The organism is Actinoplanes rectilineatus (assembly GCF_000962825.1).
GTDB classification, from domain to species: Bacteria; Actinomycetota; Actinomycetes; order Mycobacteriales; family Micromonosporaceae; genus Actinoplanes; species Actinoplanes rectilineatus.
This window is the reverse complement of the sequence record NZ_JZKF01000102.1, coordinates 1-13,200: the sequence shown is the minus strand read 5'-3', so window position 1 is coordinate 13,200 and position 13,200 is coordinate 1. Positions and strand designations below refer to the sequence as shown.

Genomic DNA, 13,200 nt, shown 5'->3' with positions numbered 1-13,200 from the left:
CGTGGAGAGTACACAGCCCGGCACGGCGTACCCGTTGGGACAGCTCGCGGCGGCGTTCGTCACCGCGACGACGCACGAGGACCCGGCCACCCGGGCGCGGGCCGGGAAACGGGTCGAGCGCTGGTCGCGGGTGCTGGCCGGGATGGCGTCCGGCAGGGTACGCGTCGGGTCGCGTACCCCGATGGCCGGTTATCCCGCCTGGGTCACGCCGACCGTGGTCAAGGGCGGGTTCGCGACCGGGGAGCCGGTGGCGGGTGGACCGCTGCGCCCACAGGAGACAGCGGTCGGCGACCTTCGGGGCCGGGTGTTCGCCCACTTCTTGACCGATGCGGGGCAGGCCGAGCTGTGTGCGCTGCTGGACAGTGGTGCCTACCGGCTGAGCACGCCGGAGGAGGCGGCCCTGCTCGTGGTGGCGTGGCTGCTGCGGGCCGGCGACCGGTCCGGCGCGCTGGGTGTGCTGGACAGCATCGGGCCGTTCGCCGATCGCCTCTGTTTCGTGCCCTCTCCCGGTCCGGTGGGTGAGCAGGATCCGGAGGTGCTGTGGCGGTCCAGCGCGGGTGAGGTGGGCGCCGCCCTGGCCGGGCGCCGACCGAACGAGCGGGTCGAGGCGATGCGCGAGGCGCTGGCGGTGTGGAATCCGCTCGCCGACGAGTTCCTGTCCCTGTGGCTGTCCGCCGGCTTCTCGTCTGCCGGCCCGTCTGCCGCCGACGACGAGTGGCGGGAGCGGGCGACGGCGCTGCTCGCCCGCTACGACCGGCTCGCCGGCCGGTACACGCGGTGCCGAAAACACCGCAATCCGAAGGAGAACCTGGCCGTCCTGCGATCCGCCGCCCGGCACGTCGTCGCCGGCAAGGAACTCGCGCCCCGGCAGGCCGGACTGCTCCGCCACGTGATCACGTCGATGGTGGCGCGGCGCGGACGGCCCGGATCGGCCGGGCACACCGCGCTGCGTGACGGTCAGGCGCGGATCGCGAGCATTCCCGGACGGCACCGGCTGGCCCGCGTGGTGGTGTCCCGGATCGCCGCACTCGACCCGGACTCCGGGATCCGGGACGTGGCGGCGGTCTGCGCCCCGGTGACCGCCGCCGAGGCCGCCACGCACGGGATTCCCGCCGGTACGCCGATCCCCGACGAGGTCCGGCAGGTCGTGCGGCGGGCCCAGGCCGGGCCGGTCGACGAACTGGTGCGCTCCGGGGCGGTGCCGTCGGCCGAGGTGCTCGCGGAACTCGTACCCCAGTTGGCGGCCCGGACGAGCGCGGCGGCGTACCCCGATGAGGCTGTGGAAAGGCTGGTGGCGGCCTCCTACCGGGCGTTCCGCGTGCGGCGGTCGCTGCTCCTGGTCGACCTGGCGCATCAGGTGCGGCTGTCCGAACTGCCGTGGATCGACGCGTTGCGCCCGCACCGGCAGGCTGGTGACGGCACCCGCCAGGAGGCGTTCGCCACGCTGCGGCGGCTCGGGGAACTGGCGGTGGACGGCTTCCCCGCGACGCTGCTGCCGAACCCGCTGATCAGGGAACTCGCCGCGCTGTCCACCGAGGCCGGACGGGACCTGCCGTGGGTGGAGCAGCTCGCCGCCGACATCTTCACCGGCTGGTTCACGCCGAAGTTCGTGCGGGCCGCCGACCTGGCCGGTGAGTTGCTGGCCGGGAGCCTCTACGCGCGTTACTACGACATCGAATACTCGGGGCTGCGCCGGCAGGACTTCGGCGAACGGTGTCACGCCCGTGCCGGGGTGGCCCGCAGCGGCCGGCTGACGGTGGGCGAGAACGGGATGGTGATCGAGCAGGCGCAGATCCTGACCAGCCACAACCTGGCGACGCTCGTGCACGCGGTGGGTGTCGTCCCGGCGGACGGCTGGGCTCCCGTGGCACGGCGGACGTTCGCGTCGGTGGTCCGGCTGTCCGGTCGGGATCAGCGCGATCTGGCGTACGCGTGGCGACAGCTGATCTTCTTCCTGTCTCTGCCCGGGGTGGACGCGTCATCGGTCGTCGAGCAGTGCCGCACCGATCTCGCTGCGGCGCCGGTGTCTGCCCGGTCCCGCCTCGAGGCCCCGCTGAACGACCTGGCCGGTGTCGTCACGGGCGGCCGCCTCACCCGTGAGCAGCAGCTCCTCGGATGGGCGGCCCGCCGCTGATCACCGCGTTCCGATGGGCGGCCCGCCGCTGATCACCGCGTTCCGATCCCTCGGTCCTGGTCGTTTGTTCTGATCACTTCGTGAAGTAGGCGGAGATGGTGGCGGACTCCTGCGTGACGGTGTCGGCGGTGACCAGGTCGGCGGCCTGCGCGGTCAACACGGACGCCCGCGCCTCGAGGAGTTTCGCCGCCTCGCCGCTGGTGTACAGCGACGCTTTCAGATCAGTCTGCGCGGTGGCGAAGAGCGCGGCGAAGGTCTTGTTCGCCTTGAAGCGTTCGACCAGGATGTTGCTTCGTCCGCCGGGGCCGCCCTGCTTCTGGCCGTTCTGTCCCTGACCGTTCTGCTTCTGGTCGCCTTGTTTCTGGTCGTTGCCACCCGGAGCCCCGCTCGGCATGGCGCCGCCGCTCGGCATCGCCCCGCCGCCCGGTGCACCGCCGCGCCCGCCACCGCCGCCCATGCCGCCGAACGCCAGGTTGTGGTCCCAGGCGACCACCGTGAACTGTGTCTTCTCCGTCGTGTAGCGCAGATACGAATTGTTGCCCGGACCGTCGATGTCGTCCGAGTTGGCGACCAGTTCCTCGAACGCCAGATACGTCGCGAAAGCATCGACGTCCAGGTGCTCACCCAGATCCGAACCGAACGTGGCGTCGTCCGACTCGTTGATGAACTTGAGGAATGCGATCAGCGGCACCAGGTTCGGATCGTCGTCGTCGGTCTCCTGGTCGAACACGTCCTCGTAATCGGCCGCGTCCTCACCCCGGTAGCTGTAGTCGCCGTCCGCCTCGGCCTTGTAGAGAATGCCCGCCGACGCGAAATTGGCCGCGTCCCAGGTGTCGTCCGGGTTCTCGACGGCCAGCCGCAGCACCTCGTCGCCGCCGTTCACGCTCAGGCGCAGCGACATCGCGGCCTGGGTGGCCAGTCCCGCCTTGCCGAGCAGGTCGAGCGCCACGGCCTCGTTCAGCGCCGTCGACGTGTTGTTCGATCGGATGACAAAATCGGTGTAGCCCTCGTGCGCCTGCCCGTCGACATACTTGTCCAGCCGCACCAGCCAGGGCAGATCCTTCGGATCCGCCGACGCGGAAACGCTCCGCAGCGACGAGTTGCCCTTCAGGCGCAGACCCACTTTCTCGTACGCCGACCCGTCTATCGTCATCGACGAGGAGATCCACCCCTTGTCGCCGTTGTCGAGGTACGCCGCGATCATCTCGTCGTAATCGGCCTGCTCGAACGTCACATCGATGTCATGCACCGTGCCGGTGTCGAACAGCCCGTCGGCCGACGTCGTGCTCCCTTCCGCCGACGCGCTCTCCTCCGCGCATCCCGCGAGCACGGCGATCCCGAGCGCTCCGATGAGGCCGGCCCCGAAGGCCCGGCGCGACAGCCCACTGCGCGGCAACGAATTCATGAACGCAAGGAAAACGTCCGCGTTCAGGACTCCGTTGTGCTGCACCTGTGGATCGACTGGCAACAGGTCGCTCGGAGCGCCCCGGGCCCGCAGTCCGCGGCGCAAGGCGTCGGCACCGGTGGCAGTCCACCCACACGCTCCGTTGGGGGTGCCGGGCACCTGTTCCGCGTTTCGCGTGTCCTGCCGACACCCGAAACGCTACGGACGCGCCCCCGCCCGATCGTCGCCGAAACGGGGCACTTGCCCGTAGCTCTCACGGGTGAACGTCGGGGTGACCCAGGCCGTCGATCAGCAGGGTGCACACGGCGTCGAGTTCGTCCTCGACGCCGGGGGTCTGCCAGTCGCCGGTGTGGGCGGGGTGGTGGAAGCGGGTGGTGGCCGAGAAGACGGCCAGGGCCAGCTCGGCCGGGTCGGCGTCCCGGAACACGGCGCTGGTGACGCCGTCGGCGAGGATGCCCTGCAACTGGCGCAGCAGATCGGCCACGTGCTCGGCCGCCGCGTCGCTGTTCTCGGTGACCAGGATGCGGTACGCCGCGAACAGTTCCGGATCGTCGTGCGCCTTCGCGCGCTTCGCCGCCAGCAGGGCGGCGAGCCAGCTCCGCAACCGTTGCCGCGGCGGGATCTCGCTGTCACCCGCGATCGCGGCCAGGGCGTCGCGGTCCTGGTTCAGCCAGCGCCGGGAGACCGCCTCGCGCAGCGCCGTCTTCGACGGGAAGTGCTTGTAGACGGCGGCGTGGCTGACGCCGAGTGCCCTGCCCACGTCGACCACGGTCGCCTTGGCGGGCCCGTGGCGGCGCAGCACATCCTCAGTGGCGGACAGGATCATCTCCGCGTCGAGCGGCCCACCGGCGCGCATCAGACCTCACCGCTCAGCAGGCTGGACATCCCGCCAGCATAGTGCCCGGCCATCCCTTGGTAACAGAATTCAAATTATGTAACCTGAACCCCGTTCCCGACGGAAGAGGGTTTGATCATGACCATCCTGGTGACCGGCGCCCGAGGACACGTGGGCGCCGCCGTACTGGACGGACTGCTGGCCGCCGGCGCAACCGTGCGGGCGTCCAGCCGCACCCCGCGGCCCGGGGAGTTCCCCCGCGGCGCCGAGGTGGTGCGCGCCGACCTGGCCGATCCGAGCACGTTCCCGGAGGCGCTGGCCGATGTCCGCACGGTGTTCCTCTACGCGCATCCGGCGACCGCGACCGAGTTCGCGGCGGCGGCCCGCAAGGCCGGGGTGGAGCACGTGGTCCTGCTGTCCTCCGGCTCCGTGCTGGCCGCGGACGCCGCCACCAACCCGATCGCCGCACAGCACCGCGCGGCGGAACGGGCGCTGGACGACGCCGGCCTCGGCCGGACATTCGTGCGGCCCGGCTACTTCGCGACGAACGCGCTGCGCTGGCGGTCAATCCGCACCGATCGCGTGCTGCGCACCGCGTTCCCGGACGCGATCACCGCACCGGTGCACGAGCGTGACATCGCCGCGGTGGCGGTGCACGCCCTGCTGGACGACCCCCGCAATGCCGCATATCCAGTGCTCGGCGCGGGCCCGGTGACCATCCGTGACCAGGTCGCCGCGATCGCCGAGGCGCTCGGCGAGCCGGTGCGCCTGGCGGAGATCGACGTCGACACCTACCGCGCCGACCTGCTCACACAGCTGCCCGCGCCGGTCGTCGACCGTCTGCTCCAGACCGGCGGCAGCGTGCCGCAGCTGCCCGCCGAGGTGGCGGTCGATGCCGTCCCCGGGCTGCTGGGCCGGCCCGCGCTGACCTTCGCCGACTGGGCCCGCGACCACGCGGCCGACTTCCGCTGAGCCGATCAGGGGATCGCTGCGCATGCCCTTCGTGCCCCGGCTCGGCCATCGTGGGGGCCGAGCGGCTGCCGCCCTCGACCGGCGGCATCTCGCCGTGCACGTCGCCGTTCGGACGCGCCGGGCCGCTCGACACAGGGCCTGGGTGACTGGTGTCAAACGCGCTGTTCAACACCAGTCACCCAGGCAAGGTCGTACCAGCTACCAGCTACCAGCTGCGGCTGAGCGCCATACCTGCAGCTCATGGCTCCGGAGGTCCACGGCCACGACCGCGAAGCTGGGCCCAGCGGCTTGCAGCACCATGCCGACGATGAAGACCGCCATGCCGGTACCCAGCAGCACTCGCCGATCCCAGTTTCCGGTCAGGGCGGCGATCAGCGGGGACCCGACTGCGTAGAAGACGGCGAACAGTGTGGTGAGCTGCCCGGCCGTACTGACGGATACGTCCAGGTCGGCGGCCACCTGTGGCAGCAGACCGGAAAGCACGAGCCCGTCGACGCCGAGGGTGAACGTTCCGGTCGCGAGGATCAGCAGATCTAGCAACCGCAGATTCTTCGTCGGCATGCTCACCGGGGGCGGTTCTTCTCGACGAGCGCTTTGAGCCGGGGCAGGGTCTTCTCGATGCCTTCGGCGTCGCGGCGGCCCCAGTCGGACGCGGCGACCAGCTCACCTCGCGGTGAGGTGGTGAAGTCGCAGGTCTCGGTGACCCGGGTGCCGCCCTCGATCGGTTCGAGTTCATAGCGCCAGCGGTGCTGGCCGGGGTGGGCCCAGGCGATAAGCCGGTTCTCGTCGTACTCCAGGACCGTGTTGGTCACCTCGTAGGGAACGTCGAACTGCACCATGGCGACGGTGAACTCCGCGCCCAGGGTCAGACGCTCAGGGCCGGCGATGACGGTGCCGACCGTGCCGGAGCCGTCGAACTCGCCGTGCCGGCGGGGATCCGCGATCACGTCGAACACGGCCGCGGGCGGGGCGGCGATCTCGATGCTGCGGGAGATAGTCATTTCCGGTACGAACGCGTCGGTTTTGTCGACGACGCGGGCCTGGACCGCGCCGAGCTGCTCGACCTCGACGCGCACGATGTCGCCGGGCGTGAGATAAGGGTGCTGTTCGGACAGTTCGAGGATGCAGCCGTTGCCGACGGGGCCGCTGGCGATGATGTCACCGGCGCGCAGCGTGGTGTCCCGGGAAGCGTGTGCCAGCAGCTCGCCGAACGACCAGTGGATCTCGTCCCAGCTACCGCCACCATACTGCTCACCGCCGACGGAGCCGTTCATCGCCAGGGTGTAGCCCTTGCCCGAGCGGTGCGGCTCCAGCTCGTCTGGTGTGACCAGGTACGGGCCGAGGCTCGTGGCGGCATCCTTGCTCTTGGACGGGCCGAACACGAAGCCCATCTCCCGGCCGGAGATGTCGCGAGCACTCCAGTCGCAGTAGACGAGATAGCCGGCGATGTGCCGCTCGGCCGTGTCGGGGTCCAGGTCGGAGCAGTCGTCGCCGATCACGGCGGCGACTTCCACCTCGTAGTCCCACTGCGACGTGCGCGAGGGCATGGCGACGTTGTCGCGCGGACCCCGGATCGCGGCCGGGTTGGAGAAATAGAAGACCGGTTCCTCATACCAAACAGGGCTGACCGTGGGATCGCCGGTCGCGACGCGGCTCGTGTTGCTGATGTGCCGTTCGAAGGCGGCGAAGTCACGGACCGAGGGTGGCACCGGGATCGGCGCCAGGATGTCGGCCCAGGACAGATCCACGACCTCGGCCGGGTTCGAGCGCAGCAGCGCACCGGCCGCCTCGAGGCCTTCGCCGGAGCGCAGCAGGTCCAGCAGCGTGATACCGGCGGTGTGGCCGAGGATCTTGCCGTCCTCGACCAGGCCACAGCGTTCACTTCCGTCGAAGGACCGGTAACTGACCCACCTCATCGCTGGGAAACCTCATCTCGTGTGGAGAGCACTTCTCGGGTGTACTGGTACAGGCGGGTAGCGTCGGCCGGCGAGGACACCGCCGGGTCGAGCGGGATGGCCCGGCCCTCACTGACGGCGGTGATCCGACCGGGACCCGGTGCCTCCAGAAACGGCGTGATCTCGGTCAGGGCCGCCGCGATGGGCTTGGCGGTCCGCCGGAGCATGGCGATCTGCCCGGCCACCACCGGGTCGTCGTGGTAGTCCCCGGCGAAGCTCGTCGCCACGGTGCCGGGGAAGTTGTTCACGTAACGGGTACGCGACCCGGGATACCGCCCGACGAGATCGACCGCCAGCAGAGCGTTCAGGGTGCCGGCGTGAATCATGGCCGCGATGAAGTGGTAGCGCTTTCGCTGCTGCAGGTCATCCCACTGCGGGGCCCCGAAGCCGCCAGCCCCGCCGAAGTTGAGTACGACCGGATCGTCCGTGCGGTCCAGCAGACTCCGCAGACCGTGGCTGAGCATGAATCGGCTCAAGTAGGACAACGCGAAGTTGGACTCCAGGCCGTCCGCGGTCTCGGTTCGCCTCACCCGCTGGAAGCGGGCACCCAGCACCAGCAGATCCAGGCGATCGAGGCGTGCCTCGAGTTCGGCGACGAGGCGGTTGTTCTCGTCGATGAGTTCGAGATCGGCCTGGATGAAGTCGGCTCGATCCCGGGCGCCCTTGCGCTGGGCATCGGCCAGGAAACTCTCGCCCTTGTCCCGGTTGGTGCCGACGATGACGACATGGTCGCCGCGGTCGAGACGATCCAGGCCGAGGGCGCGGCCGATGCCGTCCGTGCCGCCGGTGATCATGACGGTCTTCACCGGTTCACCGTCCGGGCGAACCTGCGGATCTCCTCGGTGAACAGCTGGGGCTGTTCCAGTGCGGCGTGGTGGCCGCCGGCGGCGATGTCGTCGTTGAAGTAGCGCAGGTCGTGGTAGGCGCGTTCGGCCCAGATGCGCGGGGTGCGGGTCAGCTCCTTTGGGAAGACGCTGACACCTACCGGCAGGTCCAGTTCGGTGAGGGCGGGGGGCTGCTGGGCGTACTCCCAGTACAGGCGGGCAGACGACGTGGCGGTTCCGGTCAGCCAGTACAGGGTGATGTGGTCGAGGATCTCGTCGGTGCTCAGCACGTCCAGGTCGGCCCAGGCCAGGAACTTCTCGTAGATCCAGGCGGCCTGCCCGGCCGGGGAATCGGTCAGGGCGTACCCAATGGTCTGCGGCTTGGTGCGCTGCAGGACGTGATAGCCGCCGTGCTGCTGGAAGAACAGGCCACCCTGAGCGAGCGCAGCCTGCTCCTCGGAGGTCGGCTCGTCACCGGCCGGCGGCGCGGCGAGGAACTCCGGGAAGTTCAGGTGCACACCGTGCAGGCCCTGCGGCCGCAGCTTGCCCAGCCGGGTCGCTACGACCCCACCCCAGTCACCGCCCTGGGCGAGGTACGAATCGAAACCGAGACGCTTCATGAGTACGTCGTACGTGCGCGCGATCCGGTCGGGATCCCAGCCGGTGCTGGTCGGCCGGTCGGAGAACCCATATCCGGGCATCGACGGGATCACCACGTGGAAGGCGTCAGCAGCCGTCCCGCCGTGCGCGGTGGGATCGGTGAGCGGGCCGATTGCCTTCACGAACTCCAGGAACGAGCCCGGCCACCCGTGCAGCAGCAGCAACGGCGTCGCATTTAGGTGCGGCGAGCGTACCTGCATGAAATGGATGCCGAGGCCGTCGATCGTGGTGCGGAACTGGCCCAGCTCGTTGAGCCGTGCTTCGAGCTTGCGCCAGTCGTAGCCGCCGGCCCAGTAGTCCAGCAGCTGACGCAGCTTGTCGAGCGGTACGCCCTGACTGTCGTCGGGAACGGTCTCGGGGTCGGCCCAGCGGGTCCGCAGGATACGGTCGGTCAGGTCGTTCAAGGCGTTGTCCGCGACCTGAACGTTGAACGGCGCGACGCTGTCGCCCTGTGGGCTGGGCAGCACGAAGCCGATGGTGCTGGATGGCATGGGGGTTTCCTCGGGTTGAGCGATGGATCTGCGCTCGCTGTGACCGGCGGCGCAAAGCCGGAAGGCCCGGCCCGGGTGATCACGCCGGGCGGGCTCCTCCACGATGCCGCTCCTGCCGCCGCCTCGTCCAATGACTCTTCCGCATCTGCTAATACACTTTTCGTATTACCGACGGGCGTCGGCGCAATCTAGACTGATCAAGTGGTCGAACCTTTTCCAGCAGCCATCGACCTGGACCTGCGACTCGTGCAGTGCTTCACCGTCATCGCCGAACATCAGCATTTCGGCCGTGCCGCCGAGGCCCTGCGCACCACCCAGCCGTCGCTGAGCCGCCAGATCCGGCGCCTCGAACAGCAACTCGGTGTCCGCCTGCTCGACCGCACCACACACGGCAGCAGGCTCACCGAAGCTGGCGAGGTCTTTCTGCCCTTGGCCGCCGGACTGCTGCGAACAGCGACCGAGGCGATGGCGCGGACCCGGGCTGCAGCCCGGCCCGCGACCGTCACCATCGGCTACACCAAGGGTCTCGTCATCACCAACGCCGTCCGGGCGATGCGCCGCCACCACCCCGACGCCGAAGTCCGCACTCGGCTCCTGGCCTGGAACGAATCCCGCGGCGCGCTGCTGGAGCACCGGGTGGACGCGGTGATAACCCGCCTGCCGTTCCCCACCGACCGGCTGCGCGTCACCGTCCTCTACGACGAGCCCCGCGTACTGGTCGTCTCCCACGACCACCGCCTCGCCGGCAGGGATGCAGTCACCCTCGACGACATCGCCGACGAACCCCTCCCACAAGTACGCCAAGGCGACCCCCAGCTCAACGCCTACTGGCGCATCGACCCCCGCCCCGACGGCCAGCCGGCCCCCGCGGGCCCGCTGGTCGAGGCACTAGAGGACAAACACGAACTCATCGCCGCCGGTGCGGCGGTGGCAATCGGCCCGCCCTTAGACCCGGCAACCGGGCTGCACCCGGGCCTGACCACCGTCCCACTGCACGGCGTCGAACCGAGCCAGATCGTCCTGGCCACCCGAGCCGGCGACCGCAACCGGCTCGTCACCAGCTTCCGCAAGATCGCCGAAGCTACCCTCACCGGCGTAACCCAGTCAGGCGACCAGGTGACGGCATCGGCGCAGGCTTGAATCCCCGCCCGACGCCTGCTCCTCGGAAGTTCGGAAGTATCGCCACCGCCCTCGCGGTGCCCTACCTCGCCCAGAGCATCAGGTGACCGCCTGCCGGCCCGGATCAGATTCGGTGAGACAAGGCGGCATACGCTTCTCTCACCGAATCTGATCCGCCGCATCTCAGCGACGCTCAGCACGGATCAAACTCAGTGAGAGCCCACAACTTCACGGTGGCCTCGGTGACGAACAGTTTCGTGGCCGCGGCACGGTTGGTCGCGCCGCCCGCCACGAGGCGCAGGACCTCCAGCTCGCGACGGCTGAGCAGTCCGGTCGCCGACGACCGGACCCGGTTCATCAGCAGGGCCGCCGCGGTCGGCGCGAGCACCGCCTCGCCGCGGGCCGTGGCACGGACCGCCCGCAGCAGCGCGTCGCGGTCCGCGTCCTTGAGCAGGTAGCCGACCGCCCCCGCCTCGATCGCCGGCAGCACGTGGCTGTCGGTGTCGTAGGTGGTCAGCACCAGCACCTTCGCCGTGGAACCGGCCTCGGTGAGCTGCCGGATCGCGGTCACCCCGTCGACGCCGGGCATCCGCAGGTCCATCAGGATCACGTCGGGTTCGCACACCGCGGCCAGCCGGACCGCCTCCGCGCCGTCGCCCGCCTCCCCGACCACCTCGAACTCCGGCTCACGGGCGAACAGGCTGATCAGCCCGTCCCGCACGATCGGATGGTCGTCGACGATCATCAGCCGAACGCGACTCATCGAACTTCCCCCACCGGCGCGTCGCTGTCCATCGGCACGTCCGGCCCGTGCCCCGTCCCGGGAAGCGCGGGGACGCGGACCGAGATGCCCGTGCCGGAACCGGGCTCCGACTCGATCTCCACCGTGCCGTCCAGCGCCTCGATTCGCTGGCGCATCGCGACCAGCCCGAAGCCCGCCTCCGCGGAGGGCAGCCCGGGCCCTGCGTCCGCGGAGGGCAGCCCGGGGCCTGCGTCCGGTCGCGTGGTCGGGGCCGGGGTGAAACCTCTGCCGTCGTCGCGGACGTCCAGGGCGACCTCGGCATCCATGTACGACAGTGTCACACCCACGCGCCCCGCCGCCGCGTGCCGGGCGACATTGCTCAGGGCCTCCTGTGCCGCCCGCAGCAGCGCGATGTCGGCGTCCGGCGGCAGTTCCCGCGGGTTGCCGGTGGTGGTGAACCGGACCGGGACGCCATGCAGCCGCGACCACCGGGCGGACACCCCGGCCAGGGCCTCACCGAGCCGGGCGGTCCGCAACGGCTCCGGGCGCAGCGCGTGCACCGAGCGGCGCGCCTCGGCGAGGCTCTCGCGGGCCAGGTCGGCGGCGGCGACGACATGCCGACGGCGTACCGGTGGGTCGTCGCCGGCGTGCTCGGCCGCCCGGAGTTGGCTGATGATGCCGGTCAGCCCCTGCGCCAGCGTGTCGTGGATCTCGCGGGCCATCCGCCGGCGTTCGTCCCGGACGCCGTCCTCGCGGGCTCTCGCGACGAGTTGCTCCTGCAGTGCCTCGTTCTCGGCCAGCGACTCACGCAGCCGTACGTTGGCCTCCCGTGCTTCGGCTGTCGCCGTCCGTAGCCGTTCGTTGGCCGTCCGCGCCGCGGCCAAGGCTCGCACCCGTTCCTCGTTGCGCTGCTCGTAGCGTTGCAGGAACCAGGCGAACCCGAGCAGCGGCAGCATGTTCGCGGCGATCACCGCGGCGACCAGGAGCCGGCCCGCCGGGGTGCTCTCGTCGATGGTCGACGCCTGGGCGAGACCCGCGACCACGGCCGTCGCGGCGACCCCGGTGAGCTGCCCGGGCCAGGCGAGCAGGCTGAACGCGTAGAAGTAGGGGACCGGGGTGAACAACCCGAACAGCGGCGCGCGCACCACCAGAGCCCGACGAGCACGATCAGCCCGGCGACGAACAGCGCCGGCGTCCGCTGCCGCATCCACCGCAGCCCGAGCAGCCACACCGCGACGCCCGCGCACAGGATCAGGTCGCCGGCCGGGGACTGCCCGTCCGCGCGGCGCAGCAACACGGTCCCGGCGGCGAGGACGGTCAGCAGCGCGTACGAGATGGGAAGCATCAGAGGGACAGAGCGTGCCGGAACGTCCCACGTGGATCCCATCGCGCCTTCATCCGCCGCAGGCGGGGCAGGTCGTCCTTGTAGTAGAGCTGGTGGGCGGACACCCCGGAGGTGTTCCACGCCGGGTCGAGCAGGTCCACGTCCGGATAGTTGATGTAGGAGCCGTCGTTGACCTCGCCGGGCACCGGGACGCCGCCGGTCTCGCCGTAGACGTCGCGGTACAGCTCGCGGACCCAGGCCAGCCGGGCGGCGTCGTCGGACTCGTCTGACCACGCCGTCTGGTAGACGGCCTTCATCACCACGTCCCGCTGGGCCACGGCGGTCTGCCCCGGCGGCACCGCGCGGACCTGCCCGCCGTAGCCGATCAGCAGGACGCTCGCGTCGGCCGTCCCGCTGTCGTCGGTGAGGTGCCGGTGCACCGCGGCGATCTGATACGGGGTCATCGAGCGGCGCAGACAACCTGCCTTGATCTTGTAGCGGCGGCTGGTCGCGTCGCCCGACTCGCCGGTGCCCGGCCAGGTCATCAGATGTCTCCGTGGATACTCCGGCCTTCAGGCCGGAGAGGAAACGGATTCCTGCGGAGCAGGTCAGGGGTAGCCGATTCGCCGTCAAGGCGAAGTCGGCGTCTACCCGCAGCCTGCCCGCAAGATCGGTTACAAACAAGCGTGCTAACATGTGAGGTATGTCCAAGCGCACGGTGAAGCGGGCTTTCAAGTTC

The 13,200-nt window shown here is 70.2% G+C and carries 12 protein-coding genes; 3 read left to right on the top strand and 9 right to left on the bottom strand.

Going from position 1 to position 13,200, the window contains the following annotated elements; translation table 11 throughout:
- The first annotated feature begins 1 nt into the window (after position 1).
- Complete coding sequence (locus tag WH85_RS40520) at positions 2–2,134, top strand: hypothetical protein (RefSeq protein WP_045747494.1); 2,133 nt, start codon at positions 2–4, stop codon at positions 2,132–2,134.
- Between the two features lie 73 nt (positions 2,135–2,207).
- On the opposite strand, the gene WH85_RS40515 is transcribed toward WH85_RS40520, so the two are convergent.
- Positions 2,208–3,539: a CotH kinase family protein gene (locus WH85_RS40515; protein ID WP_045747493.1), complete on the bottom strand. Its 1,332-nt coding sequence runs from the start codon at positions 3,537–3,539 to the stop codon at positions 2,208–2,210.
- A 253-nt stretch (positions 3,540–3,792) separates the two neighbouring features.
- Complete coding sequence (locus WH85_RS40510; RefSeq protein ID WP_045747479.1) at positions 3,793–4,395, bottom strand: TetR/AcrR family transcriptional regulator; 603 nt, start codon at positions 4,393–4,395, stop codon at positions 3,793–3,795.
- A gap of 117 nt (positions 4,396–4,512) precedes the next feature.
- Here WH85_RS40510 and WH85_RS40505 point away from each other — a divergent pair, with 117 nt between their 5' ends.
- The gene (locus tag WH85_RS40505) at positions 4,513–5,346 is read left to right on the top strand and encodes an SDR family oxidoreductase (RefSeq protein ID WP_045747478.1); all 834 of its coding nucleotides are present in this window, start codon (positions 4,513–4,515) and stop codon (positions 5,344–5,346) included.
- A gap of 198 nt (positions 5,347–5,544) precedes the next feature.
- Here the strand turns inward: WH85_RS40505 and WH85_RS40500 are convergent, their stop codons facing one another.
- From WH85_RS40500 to WH85_RS40485, 4 genes are read right to left on the bottom strand one after another with little or no spacing between them, the layout of a single operon-like run.
- Positions 5,545–5,907 carry an MFS transporter gene (locus tag WH85_RS40500; protein WP_045747477.1) on the bottom strand — a complete coding sequence of 121 codons (363 nt, stop codon included), beginning with the start codon at positions 5,905–5,907 and terminating at the stop codon, positions 5,545–5,547.
- A 2-nt stretch (positions 5,908–5,909) separates the two neighbouring features.
- A complete protein-coding gene (locus WH85_RS40495; protein WP_063775600.1) occupies positions 5,910–7,262 on the bottom strand; it encodes a fumarylacetoacetate hydrolase family protein in 1,353 nt (450 codons plus the stop codon).
- Positions 7,259–8,107 (bottom strand): SDR family NAD(P)-dependent oxidoreductase, encoded by an 849-nt coding sequence (locus tag WH85_RS40490; RefSeq protein ID WP_045747476.1) that lies wholly within the window; start codon positions 8,105–8,107, stop codon positions 7,259–7,261. Before WH85_RS40490 ends, WH85_RS40495 begins: the two co-directional genes overlap by 4 nt.
- Positions 8,104–9,276, bottom strand: coding sequence for an epoxide hydrolase family protein (locus WH85_RS40485; RefSeq protein ID WP_045747475.1), 1,173 nt, complete (start codon positions 9,274–9,276; stop codon positions 8,104–8,106). Before WH85_RS40485 ends, WH85_RS40490 begins: the two co-directional genes overlap by 4 nt.
- Positions 9,277–9,477: 201 nt before the next feature.
- On the opposite strand from WH85_RS40485, the gene WH85_RS40480 reads away from it, so the two are divergent.
- Positions 9,478–10,416, top strand: coding sequence for a LysR family transcriptional regulator (locus tag WH85_RS40480; protein ID WP_045747474.1), 939 nt, complete (start codon positions 9,478–9,480; stop codon positions 10,414–10,416).
- 172 nt (positions 10,417–10,588) lie between these two features.
- Here the strand turns inward: WH85_RS40480 and WH85_RS40475 are convergent, their stop codons facing one another.
- The 3 genes from WH85_RS40475 to WH85_RS40465 all read right to left on the bottom strand — a co-directional run bounded on the left by WH85_RS40475 (position 10,589) and on the right by WH85_RS40465 (position 13,006).
- Positions 10,589–11,158 carry a response regulator gene (locus WH85_RS40475; RefSeq protein WP_045747473.1) on the bottom strand — a complete coding sequence of 190 codons (570 nt, stop codon included), beginning with the start codon at positions 11,156–11,158 and terminating at the stop codon, positions 10,589–10,591.
- Complete coding sequence (locus tag WH85_RS40470) at positions 11,155–12,282, bottom strand: sensor histidine kinase (protein WP_211275598.1); 1,128 nt, start codon at positions 12,280–12,282, stop codon at positions 11,155–11,157. Before WH85_RS40470 ends, WH85_RS40475 begins: the two co-directional genes overlap by 4 nt.
- Before the next feature lie 199 nt (positions 12,283–12,481).
- Positions 12,482–13,006, bottom strand: a complete 525-nt coding sequence (locus WH85_RS40465; protein WP_045747472.1) for a BBE domain-containing protein — start codon at positions 13,004–13,006, stop codon at positions 12,482–12,484.
- Positions 13,007–13,200 lie beyond the last annotated feature (194 nt).

What these genes read in the sequence shown, in the direction of transcription:
- WH85_RS40500 (WP_045747477.1), bottom strand. Translation starts at nt 5,907, where the DNA reads ATGCCGACGAAGAATCTGCGGTTGCTAGATCTGCTGATCCTCGCGACC.
- WH85_RS40475 (WP_045747473.1), bottom strand. Translation starts at nt 11,158, where the DNA reads ATGAGTCGCGTTCGGCTGATGATCGTCGACGACCATCCGATCGTGCGG.
- WH85_RS40495 (WP_063775600.1), bottom strand. Translation starts at nt 7,262, where the DNA reads ATGAGGTGGGTCAGTTACCGGTCCTTCGACGGAAGTGAACGCTGTGGC.
- WH85_RS40515 (WP_045747493.1), bottom strand. Translation starts at nt 3,539, where the DNA reads ATGAATTCGTTGCCGCGCAGTGGGCTGTCGCGCCGGGCCTTCGGGGCC.
- WH85_RS40465 (WP_045747472.1), bottom strand. Translation starts at nt 13,006, where the DNA reads ATGACCTGGCCGGGCACCGGCGAGTCGGGCGACGCGACCAGCCGCCGC.
- WH85_RS40510 (WP_045747479.1), bottom strand. Translation starts at nt 4,395, where the DNA reads ATGCGCGCCGGTGGGCCGCTCGACGCGGAGATGATCCTGTCCGCCACT.
- WH85_RS40505 (WP_045747478.1), top strand. Translation starts at nt 4,513, where the DNA reads ATGACCATCCTGGTGACCGGCGCCCGAGGACACGTGGGCGCCGCCGTA.
- WH85_RS40485 (WP_045747475.1), bottom strand. Translation starts at nt 9,276, where the DNA reads ATGCCATCCAGCACCATCGGCTTCGTGCTGCCCAGCCCACAGGGCGAC.